This is a genomic window from Chryseobacterium sp. CT-SW4 (assembly GCF_048572715.1).
GTDB lineage: Bacteria > Bacteroidota > Bacteroidia > Flavobacteriales > Weeksellaceae > Chryseobacterium.
In genome coordinates this window covers 2539209-2564740 of record NZ_CP183840.1, presented here as the reverse complement: position 1 = coordinate 2564740, position 25532 = coordinate 2539209, and the positions used below count along the sequence as shown (strand labels likewise).

Annotated in this window: 22 protein-coding genes; 19 read left to right on the top strand and 3 right to left on the bottom strand. The window is 38.0% G+C overall.

The window, feature by feature from the left end; genetic code table 11:
* Nucleotides 1–5 precede the first annotated feature (5 nt).
* From ABJ974_RS11515 to ABJ974_RS11450, 14 genes are all read left to right on the top strand, one after another.
* Nucleotides 6–740 (top strand): LytR/AlgR family response regulator transcription factor, encoded by a 735-nt coding sequence (locus ABJ974_RS11515; RefSeq protein ID WP_419868395.1) that lies wholly within the window; start codon nt 6–8, stop codon nt 738–740.
* Between the two features lie 72 nt (nt 741–812).
* On the top strand, nt 813–1355 hold the full coding sequence (locus ABJ974_RS11510) for a lipocalin family protein (RefSeq protein ID WP_419868394.1): 543 nt from the start codon (nt 813–815) through the stop codon (nt 1353–1355).
* A gap of 144 nt (nt 1356–1499) precedes the next feature.
* Nucleotides 1500–2750 (top strand): CinA family nicotinamide mononucleotide deamidase-related protein, encoded by a 1251-nt coding sequence (locus ABJ974_RS11505; RefSeq protein WP_419868393.1) that lies wholly within the window; start codon nt 1500–1502, stop codon nt 2748–2750.
* A 79-nt stretch (nt 2751–2829) separates the two neighbouring features.
* A complete protein-coding gene (locus ABJ974_RS11500) occupies nt 2830–4887 on the top strand; it encodes a M13 family metallopeptidase (RefSeq protein ID WP_419868392.1) in 2058 nt (685 codons plus the stop codon).
* 128 nt (nt 4888–5015) lie between these two features.
* A complete protein-coding gene (locus tag ABJ974_RS11495; protein ID WP_419868391.1) occupies nt 5016–7115 on the top strand; it encodes a M13 family metallopeptidase in 2100 nt (699 codons plus the stop codon).
* A 266-nt stretch (nt 7116–7381) separates the two neighbouring features.
* Nucleotides 7382–7828, top strand: a complete 447-nt coding sequence (locus tag ABJ974_RS11490) for a type VI secretion system contractile sheath small subunit (protein WP_419868390.1) — start codon at nt 7382–7384, stop codon at nt 7826–7828.
* Between the two features lie 20 nt (nt 7829–7848).
* Nucleotides 7849–9210, top strand: coding sequence for a DUF5458 family protein (locus tag ABJ974_RS11485; RefSeq protein ID WP_419868389.1), 1362 nt, complete (start codon nt 7849–7851; stop codon nt 9208–9210).
* A gap of 81 nt (nt 9211–9291) precedes the next feature.
* Nucleotides 9292–9774 (top strand): hypothetical protein, encoded by a 483-nt coding sequence (locus ABJ974_RS11480; RefSeq protein WP_419868388.1) that lies wholly within the window; start codon nt 9292–9294, stop codon nt 9772–9774.
* A 46-nt stretch (nt 9775–9820) separates the two neighbouring features.
* Entirely contained in the window at nt 9821–10855 is a 1035-nt protein-coding gene (gene mutY, locus ABJ974_RS11475) for an A/G-specific adenine glycosylase (protein WP_419868387.1), read from the top strand.
* A gap of 44 nt (nt 10856–10899) precedes the next feature.
* A complete protein-coding gene (gldD, locus tag ABJ974_RS11470) occupies nt 10900–11457 on the top strand; it encodes a gliding motility lipoprotein GldD (protein WP_419868386.1) in 558 nt (185 codons plus the stop codon).
* A 27-nt stretch (nt 11458–11484) separates the two neighbouring features.
* Complete coding sequence (locus tag ABJ974_RS11465) at nt 11485–12408, top strand: PfkB family carbohydrate kinase (RefSeq protein WP_419868385.1); 924 nt, start codon at nt 11485–11487, stop codon at nt 12406–12408.
* Between the two features lie 87 nt (nt 12409–12495).
* Nucleotides 12496–13860, top strand: coding sequence for a peptidylprolyl isomerase (locus ABJ974_RS11460; RefSeq protein WP_419868384.1), 1365 nt, complete (start codon nt 12496–12498; stop codon nt 13858–13860).
* A gap of 87 nt (nt 13861–13947) precedes the next feature.
* Entirely contained in the window at nt 13948–14937 is a 990-nt protein-coding gene (locus ABJ974_RS11455; RefSeq protein ID WP_419868383.1) for an NAD(P)H-dependent flavin oxidoreductase, read from the top strand.
* Nucleotides 14937–15725, top strand: a complete 789-nt coding sequence (locus ABJ974_RS11450) for an alpha/beta fold hydrolase (protein WP_419868382.1) — start codon at nt 14937–14939, stop codon at nt 15723–15725. Before ABJ974_RS11455 ends, ABJ974_RS11450 begins: the two co-directional genes overlap by 1 nt.
* A gap of 20 nt (nt 15726–15745) precedes the next feature.
* Here ABJ974_RS11450 and ABJ974_RS11445 read toward each other — a convergent pair whose 3' ends face one another.
* A complete protein-coding gene (locus tag ABJ974_RS11445) occupies nt 15746–16045 on the bottom strand; it encodes a rhodanese-like domain-containing protein (protein ID WP_419868381.1) in 300 nt (99 codons plus the stop codon).
* 113 nt (nt 16046–16158) lie between these two features.
* On the opposite strand from ABJ974_RS11445, the gene queG reads away from it, so the two are divergent.
* Together queG and ABJ974_RS11435 are read left to right on the top strand one after the other, a co-directional pair.
* Nucleotides 16159–17088, top strand: coding sequence for a tRNA epoxyqueuosine(34) reductase QueG (gene queG, locus ABJ974_RS11440; protein WP_419868380.1), 930 nt, complete (start codon nt 16159–16161; stop codon nt 17086–17088).
* A 354-nt stretch (nt 17089–17442) separates the two neighbouring features.
* The gene (locus tag ABJ974_RS11435) at nt 17443–18129 is read left to right on the top strand and encodes a TIGR02117 family protein (protein WP_419868379.1); all 687 of its coding nucleotides are present in this window, start codon (nt 17443–17445) and stop codon (nt 18127–18129) included.
* Nucleotides 18130–18133: 4 nt separating this feature from the next.
* Here ABJ974_RS11435 and ABJ974_RS11430 read toward each other — a convergent pair whose 3' ends face one another.
* Nucleotides 18134–19129: a helix-turn-helix transcriptional regulator gene (locus tag ABJ974_RS11430; RefSeq protein ID WP_419868378.1), complete on the bottom strand. Its 996-nt coding sequence runs from the start codon at nt 19127–19129 to the stop codon at nt 18134–18136.
* Nucleotides 19130–19605: 476 nt separating this feature from the next.
* Complete coding sequence (locus ABJ974_RS11425) at nt 19606–19758, bottom strand: hypothetical protein (protein WP_419868377.1); 153 nt, start codon at nt 19756–19758, stop codon at nt 19606–19608.
* A gap of 86 nt (nt 19759–19844) precedes the next feature.
* On the opposite strand from ABJ974_RS11425, the gene ABJ974_RS11420 reads away from it, so the two are divergent.
* Genes ABJ974_RS11420 through ABJ974_RS11410 form a run of 3 tightly spaced genes read left to right on the top strand, consistent with a single transcriptional unit; the run spans nt 19845 to nt 25509 of the window.
* On the top strand, nt 19845–20930 hold the full coding sequence (locus tag ABJ974_RS11420) for an efflux RND transporter periplasmic adaptor subunit (protein WP_419868376.1): 1086 nt from the start codon (nt 19845–19847) through the stop codon (nt 20928–20930).
* 27 nt (nt 20931–20957) lie between these two features.
* On the top strand, nt 20958–24080 hold the full coding sequence (locus ABJ974_RS11415; RefSeq protein ID WP_419868375.1) for an efflux RND transporter permease subunit: 3123 nt from the start codon (nt 20958–20960) through the stop codon (nt 24078–24080).
* Nucleotides 24061–25509 (top strand): TolC family protein, encoded by a 1449-nt coding sequence (locus ABJ974_RS11410; RefSeq protein ID WP_419868374.1) that lies wholly within the window; start codon nt 24061–24063, stop codon nt 25507–25509. Before ABJ974_RS11415 ends, ABJ974_RS11410 begins: the two co-directional genes overlap by 20 nt.
* Nucleotides 25510–25532: the final 23 nt, after the last annotated feature.

Here is a 25532-nt window from a genome sequence, read left to right as displayed (position 1 = left end):
GAAAGATGAAGATAACAGCAGTGATTGTAGACGATGAAGTAATTGCCAGAGAGGTTTTGAGAAATTATCTTACCAAATACTGTCCGCAGGTAGAAATTCTGGGAGAAGCGGAAAATATTAAACAGGCTGTTCCTTTAATTCAGACCTCGCAGCCCCAGCTGGTCTTCCTGGATGTGGAAATGCCTTTTGGAAATGCCTTTGATGTATTAGAAGCTACCAGGGACTGTTCCTACGAAACGATTTTCATAACGGCTTTTTCCCAGTACTCTTTACAGGCCCTTAATAAATCCGCCAGTTATTATATTTTAAAGCCTATTGATATTCAGGAGCTTATTGTAGCCGTGAATAAAGTGGCTGAAAATATAGAGCAGAAAGATGCGCTGAACAGAAATAAGATTCTGTTGGAAAATCTCAGGCTGAAACCCGAAAAGCAACAGCTTATTTTACCAACCTTACAGGGTTTCGATGTTGTAAAAATAGAAGATATCATAAGGTTACAGGCAGATGGTAATTTTACCCAGGTATACCTGAAAGACACTTCCAGAAAAATGGTTTGCCGATTTTTGAAACATTTTGATGACTTGCTGGATGCCCCTTTTGTAAGGGTACACCGCTCCCACATTATCAATACAGACTTTGTAAAATCCTACCACAAAAGCGGAACCGCTACTTTACTGGATGATACTGAAATTGAAGTATCAGGAAACTTTAAAGAACGTTTTTTAAACCTCTTTTCTTAGATTTATCTTTTGTTAACAGACCCTAGGCATTATTTTTGACGGTTTTAGGAATAACCACAAACTTATATTATTATGAAAAATCTTCAAAAGATTGTTATTCCTGTTTCGCTGGGAGTTCTCGGGATATTGCTTTTCAATTCATGTTCGGTAGGAATTCCGAAAGGAGCTACGGCAGTTACAAATTTTAATTCGGAAAAATACCTGGGAACGTGGTACGAAATAGCCCGTTTTGATTATAAATTCGAAAAAAACATGAATAACGTTACCGCTACTTATTCTTTAAATCCTAATGGAAGCATCCGTGTCGATAATAAAGGTTATGACTATGTAAAAAAAGAATGGAAAGAATCTATAGGAGAAGCCCGGTTTGTAAAAGATAAAACCGAAGCCCGTCTTAAAGTTTCTTTTTTTAAACCTATCTGGTCCGGATATAATGTAATCGATATTGATGAAAATTATCAATACGCATTGGTAGCGGGAAACAGTCTTAAATACTTATGGATCTTATCCCGTACACCTGATATTCCTGAAAGTATCAAACAAAGATTTCTTGAAAAAGCGAAGAAAATAGGATATAATACAGATCAGTTGATTTGGGTTGAACATAACAAATAAAAAACAGGCAAAAAATTTGCCTGTTTTTTATGCATTAAAGCTCAATGTTTTTCAGTGGTGCATTCAAAACATATAATAAAATATTTTTGTTTCAGATATAATTTTTTACTTCATTTGTAAAAGATTTTTTTCATAAATTTAGATATGCAAAAAGCAGTTCTTATTACTATTGGAGATGAGATCCTTTCAGGAAATACAATAGACACCAATTCCAATTTTGTTGCCATCGAATTAAAAAATATAGGGATACAGGTTGCCCGGATTTTTACCATTTCGGATGAAGCTGAAATTATTAAAGACACTTTAAAGACCGCCTTTGAAATCGGAGAAGTGGTTATTATGACGGGAGGGCTGGGACCTACCCGGGATGACAAAACCAAAAAAGCGCTTGCCGAATTCTTTCATGATGAAATTGTTCTGAATGAAGTGACTTTGGAACATCTTAAAAACTATCTGGAAAAAAGAGGCAGATCCGAATTACTCGAAAGAAATAAAGAGCAGGCCTACTTGCCTTCGAAATCCCTGATATTTCAAAATTATTATGGCACTGCACCCTGTATGATGATGGAATGGGAAGGAAAGCTGTGTTTCAGTCTTCCAGGAGTTCCCTATGAAGTAAAGCCTTTGATAAAAGAGCAGATCATACCTTATTTAAAAGATAAGTTCAGGCTGGATTACATCCATACGAGAATTGTTTCGGTAGTGGGAATTCCCGAAAGTATTCTTGCAGATATGATTGAAGACTGGGAGCTTGCCTTACCGGAGCATATCAGCTTATCTTATCTTCCGATTGGAAACCGCGTAAAGCTCAGGCTTACAGCCACCGGAGAAGATGAAAATGTTTTAAAGGATCAGATGGAAGGGGAAATCCAGAAGTTACTCCCTATAGTAGGAGATCAAATTATAGCAACCTCGGAAGATAAAATAGAAAAAATTCTGGGTGAGCTGCTGGGAGAAAAAAAATTAACGATATCCACTGCGGAAAGCTGTACAGGCGGAGAACTGGCCAAGATGATTACTTCCCATTCCGGAAGTTCCAAATACTTTATGGGAGGAATTGTAGCCTATGCTACGGAGAAAAAAGTGGAAATACTCAAAGTTTCACAGGCTACGGTAGATCAGTATACGGTGGTAAGTGAAGAGGTAGCCCGGGAAATGGCAAAAGGATGTCAGCAATTATTTGATACCGATATTTCCTTATCTACGACCGGAGTGGCAGGACCGGGAAAAGGCGAAGACGGTAAAGCCGTGGGTACGGTTTTTTATACCATACGAATTAATGAACAGGAAGAGACATTCAAACTCTATCTGCCTCATTTGGAAAGACTGGACTTCATGAATTTTGTTTCCCAGAAAATTTTACAGGATTTGATAAGCTTACTCATCAAAAATTGAAAATAACCGGATGGCTTCTTAAAAATTTTTAGTAACGAATCAGAAAAAAAACATACATATTGTATAAATTGTTATTACAATGAAAAAATTGACATTTTCTTTATTTTTATTGGCGGGAGCTTGTTCACAAACTATGGTGAACGCTCAGGCTACTTCAACTCAATCAGTGATGAATACAACAGATAAAGGGATAGATATCAGCTTGATGGATAAATCAGTACGTCCTCAGGATGATTTCTACAACTTTGTGAACGGAACATGGATGAAAACGGCTAAAATTCCATCCGATAAGCCAACTTGGGGAAGCTTTAATAAGCTTGCTGAAGATACGGATAACAATTCCATGACGATTTTAAACTCTCTTTTGAAAGAGAAATTTGCGGATGGAAGCGAAGGCAAAAAAATTCAGGATCTGTATGCTACCTATATGAACATGCAGAAAAGAAATGCAGATGGTATCAAACCTATTCAATCCAATATCAGTAAAATTGATGCGATCAAAAATCTTAAAGATTTACAAAACTACCTGACTTCAGTAACAAAAGAAGGTGAAAATACTTTCTATGGTTGGGGAGTAGATGCAGATCTTAAAGATTCTAAAATGAATGCCGTTTATCTGGGAGAGGCATCCCTCGGATTAGGAAGGGATTATTATCAGAAAGTAAATGATAAAAATACGGAAACTCTGGCAGAATACCAGAAGTACGTAGCTTCCATGCTGAAAGAATTAGGCTACAAAAACGCAGATGAAACTGCTAAAAATATCGTTAATTACGAAAAAAGTATTGCTCAGAACTATCTGACCAATGAGCAGATTCGTGATGCTACCTTACAGTACAATCCGCAGACAATGACGGAACTTTCCGGATTAGTAAAAAATGTAGATCTTCCGGCTTATCTTAAAAAAGTAGGCGTGAATACGGATAAAGTAATCGTAGGGGAAATTAATTATTACAAAAACTTCGATAAGCTGGTAAACACACAAAACTTACCTGTCATTAAAGATTACCTTAAATTTCATATGATCAACGGAAGTGCTTCCTACCTAAGTGAAAAATTAGGAGATATGAAATTTGCTTTCTATGGCAAATACCTTAGAGGTCAACAGGAGCAGAGAGCCCTTAATAAAAGAGGATATGAGCTGATCAACGGAACATTGGGAGAAGCTTTTGGAAAATTATACGTGGAGAAATATTTCCCGGCAGAAGCTAAGGCTCAGATGGTGGAGCTGATCGATTATTTAAAGAAAAGCTTTGCCCAGCACATCAATGGCTTAACATGGATGTCTTCCGTTACCAAAGAAAAAGCACTTAATAAGCTGAATAAATTTACAGTGAAGGTGGCATATCCGGATAAATGGAAAGACTATTCCAAATTAACCATCATTCCTGAATCCAAAGGAGGTACCTTATATAAAAATCTTCAGAATATTACAGAATGGCAGTATCAGAAAGATTTGGATAAAATAGGAAAACCGGTAGATAAAACCGAATGGGGAATGACTCCGCAAACGGTAAACGCCTACTATAATCCTGTAAATAACGAAATCGTATTCCCTGCGGCTATACTTCAGCCTCCTTTCTTTAATCCGCAAGCGGATGCAGCAGTAAACTTTGGAGGAATCGGAGCGGTGATCGGGCACGAAATGAGTCACGGATTTGATGATTCAGGAGCTCAGTTTGATGCAGATGGTAACCTCGTAGACTGGTGGACTCCGGAAGATAAGGCTAACTTTGAGAAAGCAACTAAAGCATTGGCAGCACAATATGACAAATATGAGCCGGTAAAAGGAACTTTTGTAAACGGAACCTTTACCAATGGTGAAAATATTGCTGACCTTGGAGGAGTGAATATCGCCTATGATGCATTACAGATGTATTTAAAAGACAAAGGAAATCCGGGATTGATCAGTGGATTTACACAGGATCAAAGATTTTTCCTTAGCTGGGCAACTGTGTGGAGAACATTATCCAGTGAAAAATACATGGTAAACCAGGTAAAAACGGATCCGCATTCTCCGGGATATTTCCGAAGCTTCGGACCATTGACCAACGTGGATGCATTCTATAAAGCATTCGATGTGAAATCAGGAGATAAGCTTTATAAAAAACCGGAAGAAAGAATTAAAATCTGGTAAGAAATAAAATGAAATCACCCGCTAAGGGTGATTTTTTTTATTATATAGACGCATTCATAAATTTGAACAGGTGTTAGGCATAAATTCGTATATTTGATAAGTTTGTGTAAAATCAAAATTATCTCTTAATGAAAAAGCTAAACATTGGAATACTTGCCCTTTCAGGAATCGTATTTTTAAATTCGTGTGGAACCACCAAAAAGACAGCAGAAACAACAGCTAAAACAGAACCTGAGGTTACTATAGCTGCTCAGCCCAAAGAAGAAATAAAAGAAGAAGGAATCAATCTGTCCTATATGGATAAAAGTGTACGTCCACAGGATGATTTTTTTAGCTATGTAAACGGAAATTGGGTAAAAACAACCCAGATCCCATCCGATAAAGCAAGCTGGGGATCGTTCAATGCCCTCAGAGAAAATGTGGATGATGCTTCTTTAGATATCTTAAATAAAATTTTGTCTGAAAAATATACAGAAGGTTCAGAAGGGCAGAAAATTCAGAATTTATACGCATCATTTATGGATGTAAGTAAAAGAAATGCAGATGGAATTGCCCCTATAAAAGCTGACCTGGCCAAAATTGATGCCATCAAAAACCTCAATGACCTTCAGAAATATCTGCTGGAAGCCACTAAGCTTGGCGATAACTCCTTTTATGGCTGGAGAGTAGGAGCAGATATGAAAAACTCCAAAATGAATGCGGTGTATCTTGGCGGGCCGGATTTGGGATTAGGAAGAGACTACTACCAAAAAGTAAATGAGGCCAATACAAAGACATTGGAAGAATATACGGCTTACGTAGGTAAGCTATTTAACGTTTTAGGATATAAAAACTCTGCGCAGGCTTCTAAAAATGTTGTTGCTTTTGAAAAGCAATTGGCCAATTACCTTTTAACTTTAGAGCAGAACAGAGATGCCAACCTTAGATATAACCCTAAAAACGTATCTGAACTTTCAGGTCTGGTAAAAAATGTAAATCTGGCTCAATACCTTAAAGATGCAGGAGTCAACACAGACAAGGTAATTGTGGGAGAACTGAAATATTATCAGAATATGGATAATTTCATCACCCAGAAAAACCTTCCGCTGCTAAAAGACTATTTGAAATATCACCTGATCAACGGAAATGCGAGTAACCTCGATGAAGGCTTGGATCAGATCCGTTTTGATTTCTATTCAAAATATCTGCAGGGCCAGAAAGAGCAGCGCAGCATGGACAAAAGAGGATTATCCCTTGTGAATGGAGTTTTGGGTGAGGCCTTCGGAAAACTGTATGTAGAAAAATACTTTACACCGGAAGCTAAAAACCAGATGGAAACATACATCGACTATCTGTTGAAATCATTCAAGACTCATATCAATGAGATCGATTGGATGTCACCGGCTACCAAAGTAAAAGCTCAGGAAAAGCTTTCCAAATTTACCGTGAAAATTGCTTACCCGGACAAATGGAAAGATTATTCCAAATTGAAAGTGGAAGCTCCTACTCAGGGGGCCACGCTGTATTCCAACTTACAGAATGTATCGGCATGGCAATATCAGAGAAGTTTGGATAAAGTAGGAAAACCGGTAGATAAGACCGAATGGGGTATGACTCCGCAAACAGTTAATGCCTATTACAGCGGTTCCAATAATGAAATCGTTTTCCCGGCAGCGATCTTACAACCACCGTTCTATAACCCTAAAGCCGATGCAGCAGTGAACTTCGGAGGAATAGGTGCCGTTATCGGACACGAAATTTCTCACGGATTTGATGACAGCGGATCAAGATTTGACGGAGACGGAAACCTGAACAATTGGTGGACGGACGGAGACCGTAAAAACTTTGATGCAAAAGTAGCACAGCTAGCCGCACAGTATAACGCCTATGAGCCGGTAAAAGGAAGCTTTGTAAATGGTAAATTTACCAGTGGAGAAAATATTGGAGACTTAGGAGGAGTTGCAGTTGCTTATGATGCCTTACAAATGTATCTTAAAGACCATGGAGATCCGGGACTGATAAGCGGATTTACTCAGGATCAGAGATTTTTTATGAGCTGGGCAACAGTTTGGAGAACCAAATCTACCGATCAGTACATGATCAATCAGGTAAAAACAGATCCTCACTCTCCGGGGTATTTCAGAGCTTTCGGGCCATTAGTTAATCAGGACGCTTTCATTAAAGCATTCGATATAAAACCGGGAGATAAAATGTATAAATCTCCTGAAGAAAGAATAAAAATCTGGTAGTAGATTACAATAATTGTGAGAAGATAAAAGTGCATCAAAAAAGATGCGCTTTTTTTATTTATTTTTCATAGATTAGTGAATTTTAAATCTTCATCATTTTAACATTATGGATGATAAAGATAAATTATTCAAGAAAAATCTTGACAAAATTTTGTATGTTACAGTTTTTTTTTAATTTTAAACATTGGATTGGCCAGATCTTCGATTCGTCGAAGAAACATAATGGGCATTCCAACCAAAAACCAAAATCTCAAAAAAATAATAATATGGCAATGTTTAATTATGGTGTTGGCGGAAACGAGGTAAAAGTAGACGCTAATGAAGCTATTCAGGAAATTCAGGAAAATAAATCACTTATTGTAAGCCAGCTTACAACAGATGAACCTTATACTCCTGAAATTGTAACAGGTTTAAAAACGGTGGATGACGTCTTCAAACATTTCCAGCCTTCTGTGAACGTACAGCACGAAACGGAAGATGGTACCGTAGTGGAAGAGGAATTCCGTTTTCAGAATCTTGCCGATTTCACTCCCAAAAATCTTACTCAGAAATCAGATTATCTTCAGCAGCTTAGCGTGGAGCAGGAGCAGTACAACAAAATTGTCCGTCAGCTGAAGACTAACAAAATTCTGCGTAGTATGCTGGAGAACGAGCAGACTAGAGCTGCTTTCGTAGAAGTATTAAAAGAAGTGGCACAAGAACTTGAAAAATAATTTAAAGACTTTACTTAATCATGGATAGTAAATTACAGGCAGCTGAAAACCAACAACAAGGACAGCAGCAACATGGAGGACAACCCAAGGGAAACCCGTTGGCAGAACTCAATAAACTAGGTGGTTTCGGATTCGTAGAATCTGTTGTAGATGGTATCGCCAACATGAACCCCACGAGAAAAGCAAGAAAGGAAATCTTTCTTAATGATAGTAACAAATCAGAAGAAAGAAAAGAATTGCTTCAAAAAATAAACCTCTGGGTTAAACTTCTGGAAAGTAATGATTCTGCTGAAAAAATGGCTGATACATGCAAAAGTAAAGCAAATCAGGCAGAAGAAAATCTAAAGAAAAACCTTAAGAATACACTCGATGAGGTTCGTCAGCTGGAAACTGCCTACAGAACAGTTGCACAGTTTTATAAAAATGCGGAGCTGGATAAAGTAGATAACGTAAGTATCGTAAACGCCAGCTTAGATCAGGTTTCAGATCTCGATAACCCACTTTTCATTGACGCTATTGCAGAAGAGTTTAAACAATATTACGATCGTCTTGACCTTAGAGATAACTATTCACTGCTTGCCATTCCGGGATATCTGGGATCCAACAAAGTGGTGGAAAAATGGGCGAAGATCTGTAATGAGAATAAAGTAATGATGATTACGGATTTCGCTAACCTTGACAAACCGGATGATGTCGTGGATCTTTTCCATTCGGCAAACCTTACAGGAGGTGAATTACACAGAAGTAATGTAATCATGACCTGTAACTGGCTGGTAGGTCGTGGAAAAGCGGAAGAAGTAGGAGAGGAGGAAAATGTGGAATTACCACCTTCAACCTCACTAGCCGGAAAAATCCATAAAACCTTAATGTCTCAGGTAGCTGCAGGTAAGAAACACGGAAATATCAACGAAGTGGATGCCGTAAAATTCGAATTGAAGAAAAGTGAAATTTCTCAGTTGGAAAAAATGGGATTGGTTCCTATGGTGAACGAATACGGTAAAATTATGGCGTTCTCCGCCAAAACTTTATTTACAGGAGATAATATCGGGCTTCAGACCTATTCCGTAGTCCGGGTATTTGATTATGTAACTAAAGTATTACTGGATTTCCTAAACAGAAGAGCCTTTGAAAACTGGAGTGCAAAAAATGAAGATGATCTGAGAAAGCAGATTGTGGCATTCCTTGATGGAATCAAAGGACCGGATAAACTTATCGAAAAATTCAAAATTGTACGTTTTGAACAAGATAAGGTAAATAAAGACCGTGTATGGCTGGACATCCGTTTAACACCTTATTTCCCTACCAAAAGTTTTGTTATTAAACTGGACGGTCACAAAGGAGACGATGGTAACGAATGGGATGCAGAATACACTCAGGAGTAATTATCAACTAGCTTATATTATAAAAACCGATGCAATTTAACATCGGTTTTTCTGTTAATACTTATAATAACTGTTTATACGATGAAAACCCAATTAATATATTCAATATTAATGCTTTCCGGTATACTTATCCTTTCCGGCTGTGAAAAAAAATACCAGCGTCCGGATGAATATAAAGTAGACCTTTTTAAAAATGAAAACAAGGAAAACCAGGCATATGTAATGAGTGAAGATGAAGCTTACGATCAGAGTGAAGTCGTCTTGGCTACAGCAGATATAAAGCTCGTTGATAGCTCTGCCGGAAGAGGAAATTCTATTTTTATTTATAAAATTGATTCCAGCCTGATTTTGAAATCCGAAAAAGATTCTATTATCAGCTTTCCATTGGAAATCCTCTCTACACAGCGTTTAAAAATAAACAGCACGTCTCACGATTCGCTGTATGTTTTTTTACAAAAGCTTAAAGGTTACCGTTTTATTGCCAGTCAGAAAAACCTTAAATATCAGTGGTTAAAGAACGCTCCGGTCTATCCCTTATCTCCTGTGGATAGCGGAAAAAAATAATAACCCTATCTTTGCTCCCGGAAAAAACTCTGAAATTTAAAGCTTCTTGGAAACAGTAAATAGAAAATCCGATTTTCTACATTTAGGCAATACACTTTTGAAATGGTACGGGGAAAACTCCCGGGATCTGCCTTTCCGGCAAACAAAAGACCCTTATAAAATATGGATCTGTGAAATAGTTTTCCAGCAGACCAGAATTAATCAGGGGCTTAACCACTATAATAATTTCATCAAAAGATTTCCGGACGTTAAAACCCTGGCTAACGCTTCGGAAGATGAGGTGTTACTTTATTGGAAAGGACTTGGATATTATTCAAGAGCAATCAATATACATAAAGCTGCCCGGCAGATTATGAATGATTATCAAGGTGTTTTTCCTTCACAATATGAAGAAATTTTACAGCTGAAAGGAGTCGGGAAATATACCGCAGCAGCGGTCTCGAGTATTTGTTTCAATGGAAAGATTCCAGCCGTGGACGGAAACTTTTACCGAGTGTTGAGCCGTGTTTTTGCAGACGACTTTGATATTTCCAATTCCAGAGCCTTCAACTATTTCTCCGAGCTTGCAAAACTGGTAATGCCTGACAACGTAGGAGATTTTAACCAGGCTATGATGGATCTGGGATCGGAAATTTGTAAACCTAAAAATCCCCTTTGTGAAGAATGCCCTCTCAACGGGAGCTGTCTTGCATTTTCTTTGAATAAAACTTCGGAATTTCCGGTAAAAACTAAAAAAGTTAAAACTTCAGATCTCCACCTCACCTATTATTTTGTTCATTATAACAATCAGTTTCTTATTCAGCAAAGAAAAGATGATTTTATCTGGAAAAAATTATTTGAATTTCCAACCTCCATTCCAAGGGAAATGGAAAAATTCAACAGGGGAGAGAAGACGGTTTATCACAAGCTGACCCATAAAAACCTGACCATCAATATTTTCGACATCGATATCGACTCTTCAGAAATATGGGAAAGTTTTCAGAAACAGACCTCTTATTTGGTTACCGACCTTAAAGAATCACATGAAAAATCCTTTCCCAAACCCCTCGAAAACTATATTCAAAACACATTGAAAGACTGAAATTTGTCTTCTGAAATCTAAAATCTAATTTGTATTTTTGCAAAATGATAAAAAGAGCCATTTTTATTTTTGTATCAATAGTATTGATATCATGTGGAAAAGATCCTATTCCAAAGCCTTACGGAGAGCTGCGTCTGGAATATCCTGCCCCTCACTATCAAAAATTTGATCCCAATTGTGCATATGGCTTTGAATATTCGGATTTTGCCAAAATAACGGATGCAAAACGTCCCTGCTGGTATTATCTGAATTATCCCACTATGAAAGCTAAAGTTTTCATTACCTATTATCCCATAAAAAATGATTTTGCCGATCATATTAAAGAAGCGGAGAAAATGGTGTATGAACATACCATTAAAGCCAGTTCAATAGATACCAAATCTTTTGAATATCCCGATAAAAAAGTCTATGGAAACTTCTATGAGCTTAAAGGGCAGAGCGCTTCCAACCTTCAATTTTACATTACAGACAGTTCAAGACATTTTGTAACTGCCTATTTATATTTTAATACAAGACCAAAACCCGATTCCCTGGCTCCGGCAGTAGACTATATCAAAAAAGATATGAAACATCTGCTTGATACCTTTGAATGGAAGAAATAATAATTTTAAAAATACATTGAAAAATACATGAAACTTTTAGTTGTAGGAAGTGTTGCATTTGATGCAATTGAAACCCCGTTTGGTAAAACAGATAAAATATTAGGAGGTGCAGCCACTTTTATTGGAATAACTTCTTCCATTTTGGGAGTAGAATCAGGAATTGTTTCTGTTGTGGGGGGAGATTTTCCACAGGAATATCTGGATATGCTGACGGATAGAAAGGTAAATATAGAAGGAATAGAAATAGTAAAAGACGGGAAAACATTTTTCTGGTCCGGGAAATACCATAATGATCTCAATAGTAGAGATACCCTCGTTACAGAAGTAAATGTTCTCGAGAATTTTGATCCTAAAATTCCTGATTCCATGCAGGACTCCGAAATTTTATTATTAGGAAACCTACACCCGGGAGTTCAGCTATCCGTACTGGAAAAAATGAATAAAAGACCTAAGCTTGTCATCTTAGATACGATGAATTTCTGGATGGACAGTGCTTGGGATACTTTAATGGATATGATTGCCAAAACAGATGTTATTACCATTAATGATGAAGAAGCAAGACAGCTTTCCGGTGAATACTCTTTAGTAAAAGCGGCCAAAAAGATCCATACTATGGGACCTGAATTTGTTATTATCAAAAAAGGGGAACACGGCGCTTTGCTTTTCCATGACAACAAAGTATTTGCCATTCCGGCCCTTCCGTTAGAAGATGTCTTCGATCCTACAGGAGCGGGAGATACCTTTGCAGGAGGTTTTGCAGCCTATTTGGCGAAGAAAGGAAAATTTGATTTTGAAACGATGAAGTCCGCATTAATAGTGGGATCGGCAATGGCCTCATTTACCGTGGAAAAATTCGGAACAGAAAGAATTCAGGAAGTGACGGAATCTGATATGTTCAGCAGATTGCGACAATTTAAAGAACTCACGACTTTTGATGTCGAACTACAGTAAATATAGCTTTTTAAGAAATATTTATAATAAAAAATTGAGTGTAATTCGTGAAGAATTCTAAATTTGCAACTTGTTTAAAATATTGAAATGATAAATAGAATAAGAATCACTTTTCTTCTGGGAGTATTCATGATGATGTTTTCTATAAATGCCAAGGCACAGTTACAGCCGGGGCAGTTAGTAGATGGAATTGCAGCGGTAATTGGTGATGAAATCGTGTTGGAGTCCGATGTGGCTGAGCAGATGAATTATGCCAAACAGCAGGGAGCTTCCAATACGGATAAATGTGAGTTTCTGGAAAATTTGATCAACAATAAACTTCTCGTTTATGAAGCAAAAAAAGATACGATGATTGAAAATCGTTCTGCTGCCATCAAAGAGCAGGCGAATGCAAAGTATACCCAGCTTCTTTCCCAGTTTCCTGATGAAAAAACGATGTTGGCGGCTTATAAATTCAGAAATGCTTACGAGATGAAGAATGCTATTGAAAAAATAGATACGGATTCTTATTACGGACAATCAAAATATCAGAGAGTTACGGAAAAAGCAGACGTTACTCCTAATGAAGTAACGGATTTCTATAACCTGTACAAAATGCAGCTGCCGGAGGTGAAAGACGAAATATCCCTGGCTCAGATAATGATGTACCCGAAATTGACGGAAGCCCATAAAGAAGAGCTGATCAATAGATTAAAAAAGATAAAAGAAGATATTAAAGGAGGAGAAAGCTTTGAAAGCCAGGCAAGAATCTATTCGGAAGATGAAGGTTCGGCAGCCAATGGAGGATTGTATAAGAATATCGTTAAAGGGCAGATGGTAAAACCATTCGAAGCAGCAGCACTGAACCTTCAGGAAGGAGATATATCAGATCCCGTAGAATCAGAATTCGGATACCACATCATCCAGCTGGTAAAAAAATCAGGGAAAATGTATGATGCAAGACATATCCTCTTAAAAGCGACCCCTACGGACGACGAAATAAAAACAGCCAAAGCCAAGCTTGATAGTATCCGCGGATTAATACAGGAAGGCAAAATAACCTTTAAAGATGCGGCCTTCAAATTTTCTGACGATAAAAGAACTAAGTTCAATGCAGGGATTATTCCCGGTGCGGATGGATCAGACAAAATAGAAAGAGAAAGTATTCCGGGAGCCATTACTTATGAATTGGCAGGATTAAATAAAGGTGATATGACCACTGCCTTTGAAGATGATGATAACAGAAGAAAAGTGGTTAAGATCATTAAAATAGAAGATGTAATTCCTGCTCACCAGATTACACTGGAAACCGATTACGACAGGATAAAGCAGATGGCTCTTAATAAAAAGAAAAATGAAATGGTGGAAAAGTTTGTTAACTCTAAATTACCTACTACTTTCATTTCCATAGACGGACGGTACGATAGCTGTCAGTTTAAAGCCAACTGGAAAAAAGAATCAGTAAAAAAATAAAACTTAAAACCTTCAGAAATCTGGAGGTTTTTTTTGTGAATAATATTCGTTTGCCCTTTGTAAGTATTGTTTTTAGTAAATTTACAGATGAGTAATTTTATAGACTTTAATACCGCTAAAAAATTCAGGGACATGCAGGAAAATCAAAACAGAATAACCCGACTTTTTAATATACAATATCCCATTATCCAGGCAGGAATGATATGGCACTCCGGGTGGAAGCTGGCTTCAGCCGTTTCCAATTGTGGAGGTCTGGGATTAATAGGTGCAGGAAGTATGTATCCCGATATTTTAAGAGAAAATATCCGGAAATGTAAAAAAGCTACCGATAAACCTTTTGGTGTGAATGTGCCCATGCTTTACCCGAATCTGGATGAAGTAATACAGATTATTCTCGAAGAAGGAGTTAAAATTGTTTTTACCTCTGCCGGGAATCCGAAGACCTACACGGAAACCTTACAGAAAGAAGGCTTAAAAGTAGCCCATGTAGTTTCCTCTACCAAGTTTGCAGTAAAATGTGAAGAAGCAGGAGTAGATGCTGTGGTAGCGGAAGGCTTTGAAGCGGGTGGACATAACGGAAGAGATGAAACCACAACCTTCTGCTTACTTCCGAATGTTAAAAAACACATCTCCAAACCACTTATTGCCGCCGGAGGAATTGCTCTCGGTTCACAGATAAAGGCCGCTATGATTTTAGGAGCAGACGGGGTGCAGATAGGTTCCCGGTTTGCTGCGACAGACGAAGCTAGTGCCCATGTCAACTGGAAACAGAAAATTACAGAACTCACAGAAGGAGATACTCATCTGACCCTGAAAGAGCTTGCTCCTGTAAGACTGGTTAAGAATAAATTTTTTAATGAGCTTGAAACCATATACCAGGCGGGAAGAAATGCGGAAGCTTTAACAGCCACCTTGGGAAAAGCCAGAGCCAAAAAAGGAATGTTTGAAGGAGATATGGAAGAAGGAGAACTGGAAATCGGACAGGTTTCAGCATTGATAGAAGAAGTACTTCCCGTAAAAACCGTTTTTGAAAACTTATTGAAAGAATTTAAAAATGCAGAAATGCCTGATTTTTAATGGAGAACAGTCTCATGATGCAGAGTAGATTAGTGAATGTTAAAGGACAAAATCTTTATACGGAATACAATCATTCATTTCCAAATAGGCCCACTCTTGTCTTTTTACACGATTCTTTAGGATGTGTACAGCTTTGGAGGGATCTGCCCTCAAAACTGTCGGAAGCAACAGGATGTAACGTTTTGGTGTATGACCGCCTGGGATATGGTAAATCTGACCCTATGCCCACTTACATCAGACCGGTCAATTATATGGAATTGGAATCCGATACCTTGAATGATCTTTTGGAAAGCCTGAATATTAATGATGCAATTCTTTTCGGACACAGTGACGGAGGAACTATTGCATTAATAACGGCGAGTAAATATCCTCAGAAAGTAAAAGCAGTGATCTGCGAAGCCGGACATATTTTTGTAGAAGATGTTACCCTGAAAGGTATCTATGAAGCCTGGGAAGCCTATAAAACAACTAATTTACCCGAGAGATTGAAAAAATATCACGGTGACAAAGTAGAAATACTTTTTAAAGCTTGGACGGAAACCTGGACACGGGAAGATTACAGACAATGGAATATCGAATATCTCCTCAAAGGAATAATCTGTCCCTTGCTATTCATTCAGGGAGAAGCAGACGAATATGGTACGTTGGATCAGGTTGGAAAAACATTATCACAGGTAAGTGGCAGCACGGATCAATATATAATTCCGAATGTCGGGCATACCCCACATAAAGAAGTTCCCGATCTGGTTTTGGATAAAGCTGCGGAGTATATAAGTTCTCTTACCTGATTTAAAATAAAAAAGGAACCTTAAAAAGTTCCTTTATTTGATTCTATTGTAGCTTTCAGATCAGCCCATCCACCGCCGTTATAGCCATTTTCAAGGCCCTGGCCAGTAAGATATTCCAATGCTTTTCCACTCCTATTTCCACTTCTGCAGAATAAAATAACAGGTTTTTCGATGGAAAGAATTTCATCCTTTCTCTCTTCTACTTCACCAAGCGGAATATTTTTAGCTCCTTCTATATTACCGTCCATTTCCAGTTCCATGGGTTCACGAACGTCTATTAACTGATAGTTTCCTGATTGTATTACTTCTGCTAACGACATAATTTGTATAAATTTTTTTAAAGTTAAAAATATAAAAACAGATCCATGAATGATTTCAATTGTCCGAGTTTCAACAAATTTATAAAATAATCTTAGTTTTGCAATGCGTAATCATGAATTCCAAAGCTGAAAAATATTCTCAATTGATCAAATCCAAGGCAAAACGTTTTGGATTTCAGGATTGTGGTATTTCTAAAGCAGATTTCTTAGAAGAAGATGCACCTCATCTGGAACAATGGCTGAAGAATAATTTCCATGGAGAAATGAAATATATGGAAAATTATTTTGATAAAAGACTGGATCCCAGACTATTGGTGGAAGGAGCTAAATCGGTCATTTCTCTCTCCTATAATTATTTCCCAGAAGAAAAGCTTTCCGTTTTAGAAAATTTTAAAATCTCTAAATATGCCTATGCAGAAGACTATCATGAAGTAATTAAAGAAATTCTTCGTGAACTGGTCAGTGAGCTGCAGGAAGAAATAGGGGATTTTCAGTTTCGGATCTTCGTAGATTCTGCGCCGGTACTGGAGAGAAGCTGGGCCAGAAAATCGGGAATAGGATGGGTAGGCAAAAATGCAAACCTTATCACCAAGCAAAGCGGATCCTTCTATTTTCTCGCTGAAATCATATGTGATCTGGACCTTGCTGAAGATCATGAAACCACTGATCATTGCGGAACATGTAAAAAATGTATAGAAGCTTGCCCTACGGATGCAATTGTTTATGATAAGATCATTGACGGAAGCAAATGTATTTCTTATGCTACCATTGAGCTTAAAAATGATATTCCGGATTATTTCAAGAATAAAATGGAGGACTGGATGTTTGGCTGCGATATCTGTCAGGACGTATGTCCCTGGAATCGTTTCTCGGTTCCTAATCTTCAAAGCCGGTTCCGGCCCAATGAATACCTGAAAAGTTTTAAAAAGAGTGAATGGAAAGAGCTTACCCAGGAGTTATTTTCAGAAATTTTCAGAAAGTCACCGGTAAAAAGAACTAAATTTGCCGGGCTCAAAAGAAATATCGACTTTCTGAATGAATAAAAAAGGTTCCTGAAATTTTTTGGTGAAAATTACTTTTTTGGAAATTTTGTTGTTCCAAAAACAGGGGGTGATGATCATGCCTTAGATAAAGAGATCTAAGGAGATGGATTTAAAGCGGTAGAATAATCCCGGTTCAAAAAAAAATGATTCTCAGGAGAAGAAAAGTCTCTCTGAAAATCAATGTTTCTTTTGTACTCTTTTTGGAGCTATTTTTACTCTGATTTTAAATCTTTTTTGGGATTTGATGTTTTTATGCATATTTTATTGATATTTGGTATTTAAATTTAATCAAATTTTCAAATAAAACAAATACTTTTGGAGAAATTTATAATTAAATTTATTTAACGTAAGCACATGAATGTAAAGAAAATTGGGAAATACTTATTGAGAACTATGGGTATTATTGTTGGAATTATTCTGCTCTATATCATTTTGGGACTTCTTCTTCCCCTTATTCCCGTATCAGCAAAAGATGATGGACAGGTTAAAGAAGTGCCGATCTATATCTATACCAATGGTGTTCACACGGATATCGTAATGCCCGTACAAAATGAAATCCAGGACTGGAGCGCAAAAGTTCCTTTTAGCAATACGGTTTCCAAAAGAACGGATTTTAACTATGTGGGAATAGGATGGGGTGACAAAGGGTTCTATCTCGATACTCCTACCTGGGCGGATTTGAAATTTTCTACCGCATTTAAAGCTGCATTTTGGCTGAGTGAATCTGCAATGCACTGCACCTACTATGAAACTATGAAAGAAGGAGATGACTGCAAGAAAATAATGATCAGCAAGACACAATACCGGAAATTGGTGAAATTTGTAGAAGATAAATTCGACAGGGATGCAAACGGAAATTTTATTTTGGTACCTACCAATGCCGTATACGGAGATAATGATGCCTTCTATGATGCTAAAGGAAGCTATAACTTTCTGAATACCTGTAATACCTGGGCCAACGATGCGTTAAAAGCAGCGGGACAAAAAGCCGCGTTATGGACTCCGACGGATTTTGGAATTTTCTTACACTATAAAAAATAGGGAATCAGACTTCCGTAAACCACAATTGGGAATTTACATGGGCAGGAATTCTCAGCTTCTTTCGTAATCTGTATTTCTTACCTTCCACCGACTTTAGCGAGGTATCGGTATAGACGGATATTTCTTTCGTACTGAAGCCCAGTTTGAGCAATGCACAGAACTTAAGATCGGAAGGAGTAAGCTCTGAGGGAGTATCTTCCTTAAGCTTTTGGAAGAAATTCGGAAAATGCTTGTCGAATTTTTCCAGAAAAATGGTATCACTTAGCTGTAAAGAATTTAAAAGATCATCCAGTGTTTCCTCGGTGAACTGTTTTTGGGAAGAAAGTAATTCTTTTAGTGAAGACAGCTCATTGCTTAGGTTTTGGATAAGTCCTCTTTTGTTATAGTTCGTGGTTAAGGTATTATAATATTCCTTTTTCTTCTCTTCCCAGAAAAAGAAATTCAATCCCGAAAATAATAGCATGCTGCTTATATTAAGGATCATGAGCGTATGCTGATACTTAATCATCTTATTTTCCCTTACCAGATTGAAATCTGAGGCTGCCGATACATATATATTCAGCAAAATGAAAGCAATTAAAAAAATGATATGGGCTTTATCCTTTGTAAAAGATAAAAATATAGGAATGGCTGAAATCAGCGGGAAATAAAATAAAAAAGTAGCACTTTTTACACCGCATGCTGAGGAGTAGTAAGTGATGACCAGGGTTAAAAAGCACATACAGGTGGAAATCACATATTTATTGTTTCTTAAAGAGTGGAAATAAAATGTAAGAATCAGAAAGAAAATGGAAATAGAAGATAAAAATAAAGTATGGATATTGAGTCCTAAATAGATCAGGTTAAAAATACTGTGAACGAAAAATATAAGGAAAAGACCGGAAAAATATTGGTTAAATAGGATATTGAGATCATTGTTCTTTTGAATATCCGTGTCTTTTATTCCTGAGTATGAGGTGAATTCATATAGATTTTTAAAAAAAGATTTTAATTTTCCCATTTTGATTATTCAGTAATTGATCAATCTGATTATTCTAAGTAATTTCCTCCAAAACTGATATTTGGTCAATTTTATACTATTGATAAAGGTATTTATGTAATTAGTTTTGATATCTGCAAATTTAATATTTTTATTTGATTTAATAAATTACGTGAATATTATGATTGTAATAGCAGTTATCTCTGAAAAGAAATGATAGAGCAGGTTTTAGAATTTATTTATGATTTTTTAACATACTAATAGATAGTGACTATATTAAAAATTCATACTTTTGTATTTAATACTACATAATTGCTTTTTATAAGCGTTTATGAATAGATATGGTCAGACTTAAATCATTTATCTTTTTTTATTTTCTATTTATTTTCACCCTTTTTAATAACAATTGGGCAGGATCGGTAGATTCCAGAATTTACTGTAAAATAGATGCTGATATTATTAAGGTATTGGAAGAGACAGATTGGGACATGGAGGCCTTACCAGCCATTTCCAAAGTTCAGAAATACTCTGTCAGTAAGGATGATAATGCCTGTTTTTATGGTTTTTTGACGGTTTACAAAGTTTCCCAGCAGGTCAATACTTACATTATACCTGAATTTGTTCGCTGTGCAGTCAAATCTTTCCTCCATTTATTGCAGCTGTTTTAAAATAAAAATTGAAACATCACTTATCAAAATTTTTTCGATTCATTTTTTAAAACTTTAAACATTGTGAAATGTATAAACATGTAATAATTTGTATTCTTACAATATTATCGGCTACTTCATGTAGTAAGAATAAAAACAACAATAAGCAGGAGGAAAAAGAAGTTCCCGTCCTGGAAATAAAACAAAAAGATACCCTGGTAAGCAACCAGTTTGTAACAGATATTCAGGCCAAAAAAAATGTAGAGATCCGTTCCCGGATTGCAGGGCTTATTCAGCATATCTATGTAAATGAAGGACAGTTTGTAAAGCGCGGACAGCCTTTATTCAAAATCAATGATGCCGAGCTTCAGATGGAGCTTTTAAAGACCAATGCAGCATTAAAGCAGACCGACGCAGACCTTCGGATTGCAGAAGTGGAACTCAAGCAGATCCAGAGCCTGCACGATAAAAAATTTGTTGCCAACAACGAACTCGAAATGGTAAAAGCCAAACTATCCTCTGCGAGAGCTAAAAAAGCGTATGCGGACGCAGAAAGGAGAACCGTTCTGCAAAAGATAAGCTTTACCCATATTACGGCTCCTTTCGATGGAGTGATCGACGTAATTCCTTATAAAGACGGAAGCCTGGTGGAAAACGGTTCACTACTTACCACCTTGTCACAGCTTAATGAAGTCTATGCTTACTTTTCAATTCCAGAAAACCTTTATTTTGAGCTTTTATCCAAAGATAAATTGGGTAACCATCAGAAAATAGAACTTACCTTGCCTAACGGTGCCAACTATCAATACAACGGAACGTTGCGGACCGCCGAAGGTGAAATTGACAGAGCAACAGGTTCCATCCGGTATAAAGTGGTATTTCCTAATCCTGATCACCTTATCAAGCATGGTACTTCAGGTAAACTTACCATTTCTGAACGTCAGTCTAATGCCATTTTAATTCCTCAGAAATCTACATTTTCCATTCAGGATAAAACCTATGTTTTTGTAGTGGATAAGCAAAATAAAGTGAAAATGACGAACATTAAGATAGGAACCACCCTCAGGGATTCTTATTTAGTGGAAAGCGGTCTTAAAAAGGGCGATTTAATCATTTATGAAGGAACACAGTCTTTGAAAGATGGAGAAACCATCAAAATTAAAAAGAAGTATTAACCTTTTGTAATCTTAAATCAAACTAACATGGTAGAAATGTTTATAAGACGAAAGGTTCTTTCGTTGGTTATTTCCATAATATTTGTCTTGCTGGGGATTATGGCCCTGTTAAAATTGCCGATCACCCAATTCCCGGATATTGTACCGCCGTCCGTAACCGTCACTGCAAAATATACGGGTGCCAATGCGGAAGTTTCAGCAAACGCAGTGGCCTTACCTCTCGAACGTGCTATAAATGGGGTGCCGGGTATGACGTATATGTCTACGGTGACCTCCAATGACGGACTTACCTTAATACAGGTATTCTTTGAAGTGGGGACTGATCCCGATGTGGCAGCCGTAAACGTACAAAACAGGGTGACCACCATTCTGGATGAATTACCCGAAGAAGTAATCCGTGCAGGGGTAACGACAGAAAAAGAAGTGAACAGTATGCTGATGTACCTGAATATCACCAGTACCGATGAAAGTCAGGACGAGCAGTTTATCTATAACTTTACGGACATTAATGTTCTCCAGGAGCTTAAACGTATTGACGGAGTAGGACGGGCGGAAATTATGGGGCAGAAAGAATACTCCATGAGAGTATGGCTCGATCCCCAAAAGATGGCGGCCTATAATATTTCCGCAGATGAGGTGATTACTTCCCTGCAAAAGCAGAATATTTCCGCAGCACCGGGGAAAGTGGGAGAAACCTCGGGAAAAACCTCCAGCCAGCTACAATATGTAATCAAATACAGAGGAAAGTTTTTTGAACCTAAAGAATATGAAGAAGTACCCATCCGGGCTGATGTGAACGGAACTATTTTAAAATTGAAAGATATTGCTAAAGTAGAATTTGGGGCTATGAATTACGGGATGGTTTCCAAAACTGATGGCAGACCTTCGGCTTCCATTATGATGAAGCAGCGTCCGGGATCCAACGCATCTGAAGTGATTAAAAACGTAAAGGAAAAAATGGAGGAACTTAAAGTAACTTCATTCCCTCCCGGCATGGAATACAATATGGCATATGACGTATCCCGTTTTCTGGATGCCTCAATCAGTGCGGTATTGGTTACATTGATAGAAGCTTTTATTCTGGTTGGGATTGTGGTATTCATCTTCTTACAGGACTGGCGGTCTACTTTAATTCCGGTATTGGCGGTGCCCGTAGCCCTGGTGGGGACCTTTGCCTTTATGCAGATGCTGGATTTCTCTATTAATTTATTAACCCTGTTCGCGCTGGTTCTTGCGATAGGGATCGTTGTGGACAATGCCATTGTCGTCGTCGAGGCCGTCCATGTGAAGATGGAAGAAGGACTTTTACCTTTGGAAGCCACCATTAGTGCTACCAAAGAAATTGCAGGGGCTGTGGTTGCGATTACGATTGTAATGTCAGCTGTATTCATTCCCGTAGCCTTTTTGGATGGGCCTGTGGGCGTCTTCTACCGGCAGTTTTCATTAACGCTTGCTATAAGCATTATTATCTCAGGAATAAATGCTTTGACCCTGACGCCGGCTTTATGTGCCATTATTTTAAAACCTCACAACCATCACGGGAAGAAAAATATATTGGATAAGTTTTTTGCCTGGTTCAATAAAGGATTTGACAGGCTGACCCAGGGGTATGTTAATATCCTTTCAAAATTCGCTACGAGAACGGTTGTGACCTTCGGGCTTTTATTCTTATTCATTGCATTGACAGGGATTACAGCCCGGTTTTTACCAAGTGGATTTATTCCTATGGAAGACCAGGGAATGATCTATGTAAGTGTAACAACGCCACAGGGAGCCACAGTGGAAAGAACAGAAAAAGTGCTGGATGAAGTAACCGAAATTTCAAAAAAAATAGAAGGAGTGGAAAATGTAACCACCCTGGCAGGATACAGCATTGTAACCGAAATAGCAGGTTCGTCCTATGGAATGGCTATGATTAATATGAAAGACTGGAAAGAGCGTAGTATTTCCGTTAATGATCTGATTGCTGAGCTTTCCGAGAAAACAAAAAATATTTCAGATGCCGAAATTGAAATTTTTGCACCTCCTACCGTTCCCGGATTTGGAAATACCAGTGGATTTGAACTGCGTCTTTTAGACCGTACCGGCGGCAGCATTGAAAATACGGATAAAATAACCAAAGATTTTGTCAAGAAGCTGAATGAAGCCCCCGAGCTTCAAAACAGCTTTACAAGCTTTGATGCTACTTTCCCGCAATATATGATCAATATTGATTACGATATGGCGGCTAAAAAAGGAATCTCGGTAGATAATGCGATGTCCACATTACAGACGATGCTAGGATCTTATTATGCCACTAATTTTATCCGTTTCAGTCAGATGTATAAAGTGATGGTACAGGCGAGTCCGGAGCATAGAGATACACCTGAAAGCATACTCAGTCTTTATCTTAAAAATGATAGCGGGGAAATGATTCCTTTCTCCACTTTTATCACCATTGAAAAAGTGTATGGTCCCGAAGTGCTTACCCGCTACAATATGTACATGTCAGCCATGATCAACGGAGAACCGGCTGACGGATATAGTTCCGGGGATGCGATTGCTGCCGTGGAAAGAGTGGCAAAAGAAACGCTTCCGAGAGGCTTTGATATAGAATGGTCGGGGATGACGAGGGAAGAAATCCTTTCAGGAAATCAGACCATTTATATATTTATGATCTGCTTACTCTTTGTATATCTCCTGTTAGCAGCCCAGTATGAAAGTTTCCTGTTACCGATGCCTGTGCTTCTAAGCTTACCTACCGGTATTTTCGGATCCTATATCGCTTTGGTACTTGTTGGCCTGGAAAATAATATCTATGCCCAGGTAGCGCTCGTCATGCTGATCGGGTTGCTGGCTAAAAATGCGATCCTGATTGTTGAATTTGCCGTAGCGAGAAATAAGGAAGGTTATGATATTATCCCTGCCGCGATAGAAGGAGCAAGACAGCGCTTAAGACCTATTCTCATGACTTCCTTTGCGTTTGTGGCAGGATTGATTCCTTTGTGTATTGCTTCCGGGGCAGGCGCCATAGGAAACCGTTCCATTGGTACGGCAGCAGCGGGTGGAATGTTAATAGGTACCGTTTTCGGGCTTGTTATTATTCCCGGGTTATACATATTTTTTGCAAAACTGGAAAACAAGAAAAAAAATGAAAAAGTACAATCATAAATTTATTCTATATGGCTTTGCAGCGTTAACGCTCGCTTCCTGTGCCACTCCTCAGGTAGCAGAACTTAAGAAAGCCAATCCCCTGCCGGCTGGGGTTGTAAATACCAACTCTGCTCAGACAGGTGATTATAAACAGATTAATTTAAAGGAGTATTTTACGGATCCTCATCTGATGGCATTATTTGATCAGGTAGTGAAGGCCAATCCTGATTTTCAGATTGCCCAGCAGCGGGTAGAAATCGCCAACAGTTTCCTTCAAAGATCCAAAATGGATTTACTGCCCAGTTTGGAAGTGGGAGTAAGGGCGTCAGGGGATCATTACGGAAAATACACCATGGAAGGAGTAGGTAATTATGATACCAACCTTTCCTCTAATATTACCGAAGAACAGAAAATAAACCGTGATTTTACGCCTAATTACTGGTTGGGAGGAAGAAGCAGCTGGGAAATAGATGCATGGGGCAAGCTTAAAAATAAGAAAATAGCAGCCCAGAAGAAATATCTGGCATCCACAGAAGGATTGCGTTTATTACAGGTAGAGCTGTTTACGGATATTGCTAATCTCTACTATCAGCTAGTCGCTTTAGACAGTAAGCTGGAGATTTATCAGAAAAACTATAACCTTCAGCAAAGGGCCTTTGAAATTATCCTGGCACAGCGAGAAGTAGGGAAAGCTACGGAATTGGCTGTTCAGCAGTTTAAAGCACAGAATAACAACTGGCTGGCAGAGATTGAACATATAAAAGTAGGAATCGTTACAGTAGAGCAGGCTATTACATCTCTTACGGGAAGCTATGGAGGAGAGGTGAAACGCGGTAAAATTCTTATGCCCACCAATATGGAAGTATTGAATAAGCCTATCAATATAGAATCTGTAATTCATTCCCGTCCGGATGTAGCTTCCAATTATTATGTTTTAGAAGCTTCCCAGGCAGATGCCAAAGTGGCAAAGGCTGCCTTTTATCCGAGAATAGACATCGGGGCGAGTGTAGGACTCAATTCCTTTTCAGCGGAAACCTTTTTTAAGCCTACCTCATTGGCAGCCCAGTTATTAGGAGGTTTAATGGTTCCGGTTTTTAATAAAGGACAGCTTAAGCATGAATTTAATATTGCAAGTAAAGAACAGGAAATCGCTTTTTTAAGCTATCAGAAAAGTGTGACCAATGCTTTTAATGAGTTGCAGGCTATCCTGAAGCAGACACGGATTTATGAAAAGGTTTTAAAATTGAAATCCGAAGAAGTAGGCTTCCTTAATAAAGGGGTGGAAGTTTCCAATGACCTTTACATCACGGGATATGCCAACTACTTTGAGCTCATAAACTCCCAGAAAAGTAAATTACAGGCTGAGCTCGACCTCTTGGAGTTTCAGCATCAGAATACCCGGAATAATGTTCTGCTTTTTAAAGCATTAGGAGGGAAGCTAAATTAAAATCACTCCGGGCATGTACAATG